The sequence below is a fragment of the uncultured Coprobacter sp. genome (genome assembly GCF_947855755.1).
GTDB lineage: Bacteria > Bacteroidota > Bacteroidia > Bacteroidales > Coprobacteraceae > Coprobacter.
Map to the genome: position 1 here is coordinate 44,947 of NZ_CANUAR010000017.1, position 12,000 is coordinate 56,946.

The window sequence follows — 12,000 nt, forward strand, 5'->3', positions numbered from 1 at the left end:
TTTTATTTTGTATTAGTCGTGGTTTGAATAAAATCTGAAAGTTTCTTTCGAAGATATTTTATCGATTTTACGAGGAAGATAGCATGTTATCTGACGAGTGAAAACGGGAAAACATACCAGAAGAAAACGTAAAGATGGTCTGATTGTATTTTTTATTGGAAAATTTAGATAGTCTCTAAATAATTCAAAATCTCCGGGGAATCACTTTTGTTCTGTTTTTAGATAAAATTTTAAGTAGGAATAATAACATATAACGACATTCTGTGTATAAAAATACTTTCGTTTTTCGTACCTTTGTGGTGCGTTCAGAAAACAGGTTATAATTATAAAACAAATACACAATGAAAAAGAAGGCATTTCTTATGATTTTGGATGGTTGGGGTATTGGCGATCATGCGAAAGATGATGTTATTTTCAATACTCCGACACCTTATTGGGACTATTTATTGGCGACTTATCCTAATTCCCAATTGCAGGCTTCCGGTGAAAATGTAGGTTTGCCCGATGGACAAATGGGAAATTCGGAAGTCGGTCATCTTAATATCGGCGCGGGACGTGTCGTATATCAAGATTTGGTGAAAATCAATAGAGCTTGTGCGGATAATAGTATTTTGAAAAATCCGGAAATTATTTCTGCTTTTTCGTATGCGAAGGAAAAAGGGAAGAATATCCATTTTATGGGATTGACTTCTGATGGAGGAGTACATAGTTCTCTTGATCATCTTTTTAAACTTTGTGATATAGCTAAAGAATATAATCTCGAGAATGTATTTATCCATTGTTTTATGGATGGTAGGGATACCGATCCGAAGAGCGGAGAAGGCTTTATAAGACAACTTTATGCTCATTGTGAAAAAAGTGCCGGAAAAATAGCGTCTATTATCGGACGTTATTATGCTATGGACCGGGATAAACGCTGGGAACGTGTTAAAGAGGCTTATGACTTATTGGTAAACGGAGTAGGTAAAAAGGCCGATTGTATGGTGAAAGCTATGCAAGAATCTTATGATGAGGGAGTAACCGATGAGTTTGTTAAGCCGATTGTCAATGCGAATTTTGACGGGACGATCAAAGAAGGAGATGTGGTTATATTTTTCAATTATCGGAATGACCGTGCAAAAGAGTTGACCGTTGTTCTTACTCAACAGGATATGCCGGAATTCGGGATGCGTACGATTCCTAATCTGCAATACTATTGTATGACTCCGTATGATGCATCTTTCAAGGGGGTACATATCTTGTTCGATAAAGAAAATGTGGTGAATACATTAGGCGAATTTTTAGCTTCGAAGGGATTGAAGCAGCTTCATATTGCCGAAACGGAAAAATATGCACACGTAACATTCTTCTTCAACGGAGGACGTGAAACTCCATTCGATAACGAGGACCGCATTTTAGTACCTTCGCCGAAAGTCGCTACTTACGATTTAAAACCGGAGATGAGTGTTTACGAAGTAAAAGATAAACTCGTAGCAGCAATAAATGAAGATAAGTATGATTTTATCGTCGTGAATTATGCAAATGGCGATATGGTAGGACATACCGGAGTATATGAAGCTATCGAGAAAGCTGTCGTTGCCGTAGATGCTTGTGTAAAAGACGCTATCGAAGCAGCTAAGGCAAACGGATATGAAGCTATTATTATCGCTGATCACGGAAATGCCGACCACGCTTTGAATAGTGACGGCACACCAAATACGGCACACTCCTTGAATCCCGTTCCGTTTGTATATGTGACGGAAAACAAGTCTGCGAAAGTGGAAAACGGAATTTTGGCAGATGTAGCTCCTTCGATTTGTCATATTTTGGGAATTGTTCCTCCTGCCGAAATGACGGGCAAGTGCTTGATTAACGATTAAAAAATTTGAAGGTTCGGAATTTTATATGCAATGGATAATAGGTATGTTCCTGTTATCCATTGTCTTTTAAGAAAGAAAATTTATGTTGCAGATACAAGATACGTTGGTTAGTTTTGATGTAGTCGAAAGAGAATTTATCTGCGATCTGGAAGCCTGCCGGGGTGCTTGTTGTATTGAGGGTGATGCCGGAGCTCCGATCGATGAAGAAGAACGGCGGAAGCTGAAAGAAGTATTACCGGTGATATGGAATGATTTGACTCCTGCCGCCCGTCAAGTAATAGAAGAGCAAGGAGTTGCTTATATCGACGAAGAAGGAGATCTGGTCACCTCTATTGTCAATGGGAAGGACTGTGTATTTACCTGTTATGAACCGGGCGGTATGTGCCATTGTGCCATAGAAAAGGCATATCGGGAGGGGAAGACCGATTTTTATAAACCGGTATCTTGCCACCTTTATCCTATACGTCTGACGGCTTATGATACTTTTACAGCAGTGAATTATAACCAATGGAAAATTTGTAAAGCTGCTGAGGTTTTAGGTAGAAAAGAGGGGGTAAAAGTTTATCAGTTTCTCCGCGAGCCTTTGATTCGCAGATTTGGTCAGGAGTGGTACGATGAATTGTGCCTGACTGTTGCCGAATACGAAAAACAAAAAGCGGAAAAATAATAAAATCGTGTGGATATTTGGAATTGCTTTATAGGTGGTTCGATATGGTATATAACTGGATTTTCGGATATCTGATGTTGTTATATTTTGTCCGGGAATAATATTTTGTAACAAAAAAAATAAAAAAGTGAGAACTGTAGGCTTGTAATAATAGCATGCTTGTGTAGTTTTATTGTAAGATGTGTCATTGATCTTTATTTTATGAATTTCTGTACTATTCTTTTCCCCGATTCGTCTTTTGCCGATAATATGTATATTCCTTTAGGCAGTTCTTTTATAGAAATGATGTTTTCATTTAGAAAAACCATCTCCGTATGGCCATTGGTGTCGGTAATAGTTCCCCTTATTTTATTATTCGAAATAATTGTCTCATTTGTGATTAATGTATATCTTTCTTGTTGCTGAGTAGCTATTGTATTATTTGAAATGTTTAGTCCATTGAAATGTAATGGGTCGGATTTAATGTTCCCTCGTGGGCTGATAGCTGTTACGAAGATAGTATAATTTCCGTTAATGAACAGATCGTTAATAGTATATGTTACATAGCCTTGCTGATCAATGGGATTTTCCCAAATAGAATGAGCGTCTTCATCTATTATTTCAATAGTGTAAGATTCTGCTCCTAAAGAGGAAAACCCTATTTTTAAATTGCAGCCATAATTTTCAGTAGGGATCATTTCAATGATTTCTAATGAGGGTTTTGACGGAGTGTATTGGATAGAGAGGTTATAAAGGGAGTTCTCTATCGGTCTATAATATTTTGACAGATATCCAAAAAACTTGATCCGGTATGATGTACTTGATGGAAATTCTCCTTCAAATTCAGTAGTTTCTTGCGCTTGTAGAGTATTGCATAAAGAAAATACGATTAATCCTGTGAGAACAACGATGAGTTTTTTCATGAGATTATATATTTGTGGTTAATTTTTTTCTTGGTATGTGTGAAAAGTATAAAATATTTTATGTATAATCAAGAAATTGTTAGGATAATAATGTTGTTTTAATATATTTTTGTTATATTGGTCGATATTTATATTTGGGGGGGAGTGCCTATTTTAATTTAGAACTGTTCGTTGTTTTCTTATTTTGGATAATCAGAATTTTCTGAAAATTATTTTTTGTTTATTGGATAAGGGGGTAATATATAGTTATCTTTTAAATATTTTCCATTGGAAATTTGTTCTTGTTTAAAATATATTTATCTTTGCGGTTGTTTTCCAATGGAAAATATTATCGGAAAGAAATAAATAAGGATAATATGAAATATTTAATTGTAGGAGGAGTCGCCGGTGGAGCGACAGCAGCAGCTCGGCTTAGACGGAATGATGAACAGGCCGAGATTATATTGTTTGAAAAAGGTAAATATATATCTTATGCCAATTGCGGATTACCTTATTATATAGGAGGTATAATACAGGATAGAGAAAAACTATTTGTACAGACTCCTGAAATATTTGGCAAACGGTTTAATTTGGATGTCCGGACAGAATCTGAAGTCGTTTTTGTGGATCTCGAGCAGAAAAGAGTCTTGGTACGTAACAGTAAAGGAGAAGAGTATGCCGAATCTTATGATAAGCTGCTTTTGTCTCCGGGAGCAGTCCCCGTACGTCCACCTCTTTCGGGGATCGATTCGGAGGGTATATTCACTTTGCGTAATGTCGATGATACCGATGACATTAAGAAATTTCTCCAGACTCGAGACGTGAAAAAGGCGGTTGTTGTCGGTGGCGGATTTATCGGGTTGGAAATGGCGGAGAATCTTTGGCATAATAATATACGTGTTTCTGTCATCGAAATGGCAAATCAGGTAATGACTCCGGTCGATTATTCGACTGCGGCTATAATACACGAACATTTGCGCCAAAAGGGTGTAGAATTGTTGTTGAATGAGAGTGTAACCTCTTTTGAACGAACGGCTTCCGGATTAAAGGTGAATTTTAAAAGCGGGCGGGTGGTAAATACCGATATGGTAATTCTGTCTATCGGAGTTCGTCCGAATAATTCGTTGGCTGTCAGTGCCGGGTTAAAAGTCGGGGAACGAGGAGGTATTGTCGTTGATAAATATCTCCAGACTTCGGATGAGAATGTGTATGCCGTAGGGGATGTTATCGAGTATCCGCATCCGTTGACCGGAAAGTCTTGGATGAATTTTTTGGCAGTTCCGGCAAATCGTCAGGGGCGTATTGCGGCCGATAATATGAGTAGAGGAAATGTTGTTATGTATGAAGGCGCTATCGGGACTGCAATTGCGAAAGTCTTTGATATGACGGTGGCAACTACCGGTTTGCCGGCTAAACGCTTGGTTCAGGAGGGTATTGACTATTGTTCTTCTGTTACCCATTCGGGCTCTAATGCCGGTTATTATCCCGGGGCAGCACCTATGTCGATAAAAATCACCTTTGACCGGCAGACGGGAAAATTGTACGGTGCTCAGGTTGTCGGATATCAAGGTGTGGATAAACGGATAGATCAGTTTGCTCAAGTCATTAAGCATGATGGGACGGTGTATGATTTGATAACATTGGAGCATGCTTATGCACCGCCTTTTTCTTCGGCGAAAGATCCTGTGGCTATTGCCGGATATGTCGCCGGAAATATTCTGGAGAAAAAAATGAATCCGTTTTATTGGAGAGAGCTAAAGACTCTTGACCGGAATAAAGTGACGTTGCTCGATGTCCGTACTGCCGATGAGTTTGCATTGTGTTCTATTGAAGGAGCTCGAAATATACCGTTGGACGAACTTCGGGAACATTTAGACGAAATTCCTCGGGAAAAACCGATATATGTATATTGTGCTGTCGGTTTAAGAGGGTATTTGGCTTCTTGTATGTTGAAAGGAAACGGATTTAAAGAAGTGAAAAATCTTTCGGGAGGATATAAAACTTACGGTACTGTAATGCATTCTCTTTATCCTGAAATTCCGCAGTGTGAACCGGATGCGGTCATTCAGGATATCGATAATCAGAAAATGCAAAAGTCGGTTGGCGTCTTGACCGTAGATGCGTGCGGATTACAATGTCCGGGTCCGATACTCAAACTGAAGAAAACTATTGATGAGATAGCGGCAGGAGAGCGTGTCGAGTTGATTTCTTCTGATCCGGGTTTCTTGAGAGACAGTGCTGCATGGTGTAAACAGACCGGTCATAAACTGATCGCCCAAACAGAGACATCGGGGAGATTTTCGACCGTAGTTGAAAAGAGTGTGAAAAAAGCTTCCGATATTCAGTCGGTATGCAACACTCCGAAAGGGAAAACTTTTATTCTGTTTAGCGATGATTTGGATAAGGCTTTAGCTACATTTGTATTGGCAAACGGTGCGGCTGCGACAGGGGGAAAAGTGACTTTGTTTTTCACATTCTGGGGATTGAATGTCATAAAGAAAGAGATAAAACCAAAGGTTAAGAAAGATATTTTTGGCAGAATGTTCGGATTTATGTTGCCTTCGGACTCTTTGAAACTCAAGCTCTCCAAGATGAATATGGGAGGATTGGGCAGACGCATGATGCGCTTTTTGATGAGTAAGAAAGGTGTGGATTCGTTAGAATCTATGCGACGTCAGGCTTTGGAAAACGGAGTCGAGTTTATTGCTTGCCAAATGTCTATGGATGTTATGGGAATACATCCCGAAGAGTTGTTGGATGAGGTTTCTGTAGGCGGGGTAGCTACATATATGGCTAAGGCGGATGAATCTAATGTGAATCTTTTTATTTAAGGAGTTATGAAAAATATATGTATTATGCGGGATATATACCGGGCGTTGAACGATTTTGAACAGGACTTTGAAAAAGTTCATGGAGTAGGGTTGAATGAAGCGATGGTACTTTGCTGCTTAGAGAATACGACGCTTTCTTCCGGGGAAATTGCGGAGAGCACGGGAATGACTTGTTCCCATACTTCGAAAATGATAGGTTCGGTTGAAGGAAAAGGTTTGATAGAACGTGTTTTAGGAGAGCGGGATAAACGTCAGATGTATTTTCATCTGACGGTAAAAGGTCGGGAATGCTTGCAGGGAATGGTCTGCGGAAGCGTTCCTATACCGGATATTTTACAACCTATATTTGAGAAAAATTGTAATAGAGAATGATAGTCTGTCTGAATTTTCCGATAAGGAAGTTCATTCGGGTTCATTTTAATTATAAAGCAGAATTAATTATGAAAAAAATCATGTTTGCGCTTTTGAGCATTTTTTTATTTGTGGCTTGTAACGGACAAGGTAAATCTGAAAAAGAGAGTATTTCGGAAATGAAACAACCAACCTTAAGTAACGGGTCGGAAAGTGTCCCGATTCATCTGACTAAAATGCAGTTTTTGGATAAGGTGGCAGATTATGAAAAGAATCCGGACACATGGGCATATCGTGGAGATAAGCCGGCAATCATAGATTTTTATGCCACTTGGTGCGGTCCGTGTAAAGCTGTTGCTCCGATTTTAGATGATTTGGCAAAGGAATATAAAGATCAGATTTATATTTATAAAATCGATACAGATCAAGAACAGGAGTTGGCTGCCGATTTTGGTATTCGTTCTATTCCTTCGCTGTTATTTATCCCGATGAATGGACAACCGCAGATGATACAAGGTGCTATCGGAAAAGAAGAATTCAAGAAAATTATCGATGAATTTCTTTTGAAAGAATAACCAAGAGACTGTTTAATTTTGATCGGATCGGGTTTGAGAGCTTTTTTCAAGGATGTTTTTCTGAGAGTGAAAACGGGAAAGCTGTCCAAAAGAAAACGAAAAGATAATCTGATAAAATGCTCTTATTGGGAAGTTTAAAAAGACCCTGAAATTTTGTAATGAAAAGAGCCATATCCTTACTCAAAAATAGAGTTCGATATGGCTCTTTTATGATTGTTGATTTTCAGTTTTGAAAATATTTCCGATTTCTCCTTTCGATAGGAGTGTTGATCTTAGTCGATAATATCGAAACCCGTATAAGGAATTAATGCTTTGGGGATGCGGATTCCTTCCGGAGTTTGGTTATTTTCGAGCAGAGCCGCTACGATACGAGGTAGAGCCAAAGCACTACCGTTAAGAGTATGCACCAATCGGGTTTTCTTATCATTGGTACGGAAACGGCACTTCAGACGGTTTGCCTGATAGCTTTCAAAATTAGAAACCGAACTTACCTCTAACCACCGTTTCTGTGCGGCGGAGAATACTTCGAAATCATAAGTAATGGCAGAAGTAAAGCTCATATCTCCTCCGCAGAGGCGCAGGATATGCCAAGGTAATTCCAACTTTTCGACCAGGCTTTGAACATGAGCGATCATTTCGTCTAAAGCCTCATAAGAGTGGTCGGGATGTTGTATCTGTACGATTTCGACTTTGTCGAATTGGTGCAGACGGTTCAACCCTCTTACGTCTTTCCCGTATGAGCCGGCTTCACGGCGGAAGCAAGCAGAGTATGCCGTATTTTTTATCGGCAAGTCTTCTTCATTGAAAATTACATCTCGATAAAGATTGGTAACCGGGACTTCTGCTGTCGGAATCAAATATAAGTCGTCTTCGTTACAATGGTACATTTGCCCCTCTTTGTCGGGTAATTGCCCTGTCCCGTATCCCGATGCCGCATTAACGACATAAGGCGGTTGTATTTCCAAATATCCGGCTTCCCGAGCATTATCCAAAAAGAAACTGATCAGAGCCCGTTGCAGACGTGCTCCTTTACCTTTATAAACCGGGAATCCTGCTCCTGTAATCTTTACACCTAATTCAAAATCGATCAAGTCATATTTTTTTGCCAATTCCCAATGGGGGAGAGCGTCTTCTCCTAAATCGGGCATAGGACCGCCTTCTCGTACGACAACGTTATCTTCCGCGCTCTTTCCTTCCGGAACCATGTCACATGGAGTATTGGGTACAGACAACAGGATTTCCGTAATTTCCGCTTCAGCATTTTTCATATTTGCTTCGAGCGTTTTATTGTATTCTTTTAATTCGGAAACTTTATTTTTAACCGTTTCGGCTTCAGCTTTTTTCCCTTCTTTCATTAGCTGGCCTACTTGGGCGGAAAGAGTTTTCAATTCAGACAGACGAGTATCCAATTCTGCTTGAGACGTCCGTCTTGTCTTGTCCAGATCCAGCACTTTTTCGATCGCATCTTTTGCGTCGAAATGTTTTTTTGCTAATTTCCGAATGATTTCTTCGGGATTTTCTTTAATAGCAGCAAGTGTTAACATATAACATAATGTTTTGTTCGTGAATAGATTAGGCAAGTAACTCCTTTACTTTTGCCGAGATAGTTTTTCCTTCGGCTTTCCCTGCCAATTGTTTGGTTGCTATACCCATGACTTTGCCCATATCTTTTGCCGAAGTAGCACCGGTTTCGGCTATGATAGCTTTTAATGCTGTTTCCAGTTCTTCTTCTGTCATTTGTTGCGGCAAATACTCTTCTATGATTTTAGCTTCCGCTAATTCTCCTTCTGCTAATTCCGGACGGTTTTGCTCGATATATATTTGTGCGCTGTCTTTGCGCTGTTTTACCATTTTTACTAAAATCTTCATTGCTGTTTCATCGGGCAAATCTCCGTCCGATCCTTTTGCCGTTTTAGCTTCCAGAAATTCTTTTTTTACACCACGCAGAGCTTCCAGTCTCTGTTTGTCTCTTGCCAGCATAGCAGCTTTTATATCGCTGCTGATTTGATCAAATAGGCTCATTTGTTTGTAGTATTTAAGTTCAATTTATTTTAAAATAATATTCTTCCGTTCGGATTATTGTCTTTTTCGGAAGTTTGTACCGAAATTACGGTTTCCTGCTCTTCTGTTTTATTTTCCATTGCTTTTTCCAGCTGGGATTTGAATTGCGGGGTTCTGTTGTAAGTCGGGGATTTATCGATCATTTCCAGTATCGTGTCGTTATCCATTTGATCGATCGACAAGATGGCGAATGAAGCCCGAGCTTTGGTACGTTTCATCTCATCGGCAGCCTTTTGCCCGTAGATTTGTTCTATAATATTTTCTTTATTATTCGGAATCTGTTCGTTTTTTTCTTCCGGGTGTTCATCCGAAGGAATCTCCCAAGGATTTTCTATCTCTGCGTATTGCGGTCGGCCAGGTAATGCGCTTGATCCGAATCCTGTTGCCAGAATCGTAATCTTCATCGTATCCTTGAGGGAATTGTCGAATGCCGCACCCCAGATGACTTCGACATCATCGTTAAATTTAGACATGAATTCATTCACTTCATTCATCTCCTCCATTTTTACCTGATCTTGGTCTTCAGGGCTGAAATAAAGGTTGAACAATACCCGTTTGGCATCGAATACATTGTCATCGTTTAGAAGAGGAGAGTTCAAGGCATCTTCGATCGCTTTGGTTACACGTTTCTCTCCTTTACCGTATCCGCTGCTCATAATGGCTACACCACCATTTTTCAATGTAGTCTTTACATCAGCGAAATCGAGATTGATCCGTCCTTCTATTGTAATGATTTCCGCAATACTTTTTGCTGCGATAGTCAACGTGTCATCGGCTTTGGCAAAAGCATTCATAAAATTTAAATCCGGATAAATTTCCCGAAGCCGTTCGTTATTGATTACGAGCAGAGCATCCACGTTTTTCCGCATTTCTTCGACACCGACCCATGCCTGCTGTATCTTTTTTCGACCTTCGAAAATGAACGGAATCGTTACGATTCCGACGGTGAGAATACCCAAATCTTTGGCGACTTTGGCTACGATCGGAGCTGCGCCTGTTCCTGTTCCACCGCCCATTCCGGCCGTAATAAAAGCCATTTGGGTTCCATCATTGAACAGTTCGGTAATTTCGTCTATACTTTCTTCTGCAGCTTCTCTTCCTTTAGGAGGAATGCCTCCAGCACCCAATCCGGCTCCCCGGCCTTTCCCGATTTGCAATTTTCGGGGGATATCCGAATTCGCTAAAGCTTGTCGGTCGGTGTTACAGAGAACGAATGTAACATCCTCTATTCCGGTTTTGTACATGTGGTTTACGGCATTGCCGCCACCGCCGCCGACTCCGATCACTTTAATGATCGAAGGAGAAGGATTTCCTCCCTCAAAGGGAAGTGTATTATTTATGTCGATAGTTTCATCCATAACCGTTGTAATTTTAATTTCATGAATGGTCGGAGATTAGTACTCCGTATTAATTCTTTTTTCGAGGAGGGTTTGCATCTTCCTCATCGGTTAAAAAGTTTTCAGTAGAACTGATGACTTTATCGGTCATTTTTTCAATAGCTCCGAAAATATTCCATGATTTTTTCGGTTTTTTCTCATGTTCTTTCTTTGTCTTTTCGTCAGCAAGTTCTTTATTTTCAGGTTTCTCCGGTTCTTCTGCGGTCGGTTCGGTTTTTTGAGCGATAGGCTTTTCTACACAGTTCTCTTCACCTAATAAAAGCAATCCTATCGATTGTGAATAAGCCGTCAAACCTCCTTCTTGATGCCCTGAGAATGTAATACCTTTTTGTAGATTTCCCCGTTGTACAGACATTTTTGTTTCCCGGGCAAGAAGCTCGGGAAGTTCTTTCAATAGCGACGCACCACCGGTTAAGATGATACCTGCCGATAATTGGTCTTTATATCCAGATTCTTTAATTTGTTCGACGATATTGGCAACGATTTCCTCGATACGTGCTTCTGTTACACGGCATAATTCTTGATAATTGATTTTAGACGAATCAATACCTTCTATACCGATACCTTTGGGTTCTTCTCCATTGTTGATAGCGCATCCGAAAGCCAATTTCAATCGTTCGGCTTCCGACATCAAAATATTCAGGCTGCTGATGTCCTGCGTAATATTGCGTCCTCCGAATGGAATCGTCACTACATATCTCAAAAAATTGTCTTTATAAATGGATAGCGTAGTTGTTCCTGCTCCGAAATTGATTAAAGCGCAACCCAGACTCTTTTCTTCATCGTCTAATAAAGCGGCAGCATCTGCATGTACAGACATTATATAGCCGGCTATGGGCAATTTCAGCCGTTCGACGATGCAACGGTTTATATTTTTCTTTATGGACGGGCGTCCCACTATAAGCTGTAAATGGGCTTCGATTTCTGAAGCGTAAGTGCCTTTAGGTTGAGTTTCCAAATGATTATCGATTGTATATTCATTCGGAATGACATCCATAATTTCTGCATTGGCGACCGGGAAACTCCGGCTCTCGGCATGCAGGGAGTTGATGATCATATCGGTGATAGGCGTATCCTCTGCCAATTGCCGGAAAACGGAATGACTGATCGAGTGCACCGATTGTCCGCCGACACCGACATATACTTTTGTGATCTTGAGAGAAAGTCTGTTTTCCAGCTTTTTGATGATTTTCTGTATTTTAGAGGCGGTATCTTCGACGTTGAAGATGCACCCTCGTTTTATACAGCCGGCGGAGTCTTCTTTCTCCGTAGCCAGAATATCTAATCTGCCGTCTTCGTTTTTAACTCCGACAATCCCGACTATCTTTGATGTTCCAAGTTCTATTGCTACTATGTATTTCCCTGCTTCCATAACGGT

Annotated in this window: 10 protein-coding genes; 5 read left to right on the forward strand and 5 right to left on the reverse strand. The window is 40.1% G+C overall.

Annotated elements, in window-relative coordinates; genetic code table 11:
• Positions 1-341 precede the first annotated feature (341 nt).
• The gene (gene gpmI / locus Q0093_RS09865; RefSeq protein ID WP_297930014.1) at positions 342-1,859 is read left to right on the forward strand and encodes a 2,3-bisphosphoglycerate-independent phosphoglycerate mutase; all 1,518 of its coding nucleotides are present in this window, start codon (positions 342-344) and stop codon (positions 1,857-1,859) included.
• An 82-nt stretch (positions 1,860-1,941) separates the two neighbouring features.
• Complete coding sequence (locus Q0093_RS09870; protein ID WP_297930016.1) at positions 1,942-2,526, forward strand: DUF3109 family protein; 585 nt, start codon at positions 1,942-1,944, stop codon at positions 2,524-2,526.
• A gap of 194 nt (positions 2,527-2,720) precedes the next feature.
• Here Q0093_RS09870 and Q0093_RS09875 read toward each other — a convergent pair whose 3' ends face one another.
• A complete protein-coding gene (locus Q0093_RS09875; RefSeq protein WP_297930018.1) occupies positions 2,721-3,428 on the reverse strand; it encodes a T9SS type A sorting domain-containing protein in 708 nt (235 codons plus the stop codon).
• Between the two features lie 356 nt (positions 3,429-3,784).
• Here Q0093_RS09875 and Q0093_RS09880 point away from each other — a divergent pair, with 356 nt between their 5' ends.
• The 3 genes from Q0093_RS09880 to trxA all read left to right on the forward strand — a co-directional run bounded on the left by Q0093_RS09880 (position 3,785) and on the right by trxA (position 7,164).
• Complete coding sequence (locus tag Q0093_RS09880; RefSeq protein ID WP_297930019.1) at positions 3,785-6,238, forward strand: FAD-dependent oxidoreductase; 2,454 nt, start codon at positions 3,785-3,787, stop codon at positions 6,236-6,238.
• 6 nt (positions 6,239-6,244) lie between these two features.
• Positions 6,245-6,610 (forward strand): winged helix DNA-binding protein, encoded by a 366-nt coding sequence (locus Q0093_RS09885; RefSeq protein ID WP_297930021.1) that lies wholly within the window; start codon positions 6,245-6,247, stop codon positions 6,608-6,610.
• A 68-nt stretch (positions 6,611-6,678) separates the two neighbouring features.
• On the forward strand, positions 6,679-7,164 hold the full coding sequence (gene trxA, locus Q0093_RS09890; RefSeq protein WP_297930023.1) for a thioredoxin: 486 nt from the start codon (positions 6,679-6,681) through the stop codon (positions 7,162-7,164).
• A gap of 272 nt (positions 7,165-7,436) precedes the next feature.
• Here the strand turns inward: trxA and serS are convergent, their stop codons facing one another.
• From serS to ftsA, 4 genes are read right to left on the reverse strand one after another with little or no spacing between them, the layout of a single operon-like run.
• Positions 7,437-8,708: a serine--tRNA ligase gene (gene serS, locus Q0093_RS09895; protein WP_297930025.1), complete on the reverse strand. Its 1,272-nt coding sequence runs from the start codon at positions 8,706-8,708 to the stop codon at positions 7,437-7,439.
• A 28-nt stretch (positions 8,709-8,736) separates the two neighbouring features.
• Positions 8,737-9,186 (reverse strand): GatB/YqeY domain-containing protein, encoded by a 450-nt coding sequence (locus tag Q0093_RS09900; protein WP_297930027.1) that lies wholly within the window; start codon positions 9,184-9,186, stop codon positions 8,737-8,739.
• 29 nt (positions 9,187-9,215) lie between these two features.
• On the reverse strand, positions 9,216-10,583 hold the full coding sequence (gene ftsZ, locus Q0093_RS09905) for a cell division protein FtsZ (protein WP_294176433.1): 1,368 nt from the start codon (positions 10,581-10,583) through the stop codon (positions 9,216-9,218).
• Positions 10,584-10,632: 49 nt separating this feature from the next.
• Complete coding sequence (gene ftsA, locus Q0093_RS09910; RefSeq protein ID WP_297930030.1) at positions 10,633-11,994, reverse strand: cell division protein FtsA; 1,362 nt, start codon at positions 11,992-11,994, stop codon at positions 10,633-10,635.
• Between the last annotated feature and the right edge of the window lie 6 nt (positions 11,995-12,000).

Coding starts and splice junctions, on each gene's coding strand:
- gpmI (WP_297930014.1), top strand. CDS start 342: ATGAAAAAGAAGGCATTTCTTATGATTTTGGATGGTTGGGGTATTGGC.
- Q0093_RS09870 (WP_297930016.1), top strand. CDS start 1,942: ATGTTGCAGATACAAGATACGTTGGTTAGTTTTGATGTAGTCGAAAGA.
- Q0093_RS09875 (WP_297930018.1), bottom strand. CDS start 3,428: ATGAAAAAACTCATCGTTGTTCTCACAGGATTAATCGTATTTTCTTTA.
- Q0093_RS09880 (WP_297930019.1), top strand. CDS start 3,785: ATGAAATATTTAATTGTAGGAGGAGTCGCCGGTGGAGCGACAGCAGCA.
- Q0093_RS09885 (WP_297930021.1), top strand. CDS start 6,245: ATGAAAAATATATGTATTATGCGGGATATATACCGGGCGTTGAACGAT.
- trxA (WP_297930023.1), top strand. CDS start 6,679: ATGAAAAAAATCATGTTTGCGCTTTTGAGCATTTTTTTATTTGTGGCT.
- serS (WP_297930025.1), bottom strand. CDS start 8,708: ATGTTAACACTTGCTGCTATTAAAGAAAATCCCGAAGAAATCATTCGG.
- Q0093_RS09900 (WP_297930027.1), bottom strand. CDS start 9,186: ATGAGCCTATTTGATCAAATCAGCAGCGATATAAAAGCTGCTATGCTG.
- ftsZ (WP_294176433.1), bottom strand. CDS start 10,583: ATGGATGAAACTATCGACATAAATAATACACTTCCCTTTGAGGGAGGA.
- ftsA (WP_297930030.1), bottom strand. CDS start 11,994: ATGGAAGCAGGGAAATACATAGTAGCAATAGAACTTGGAACATCAAAG.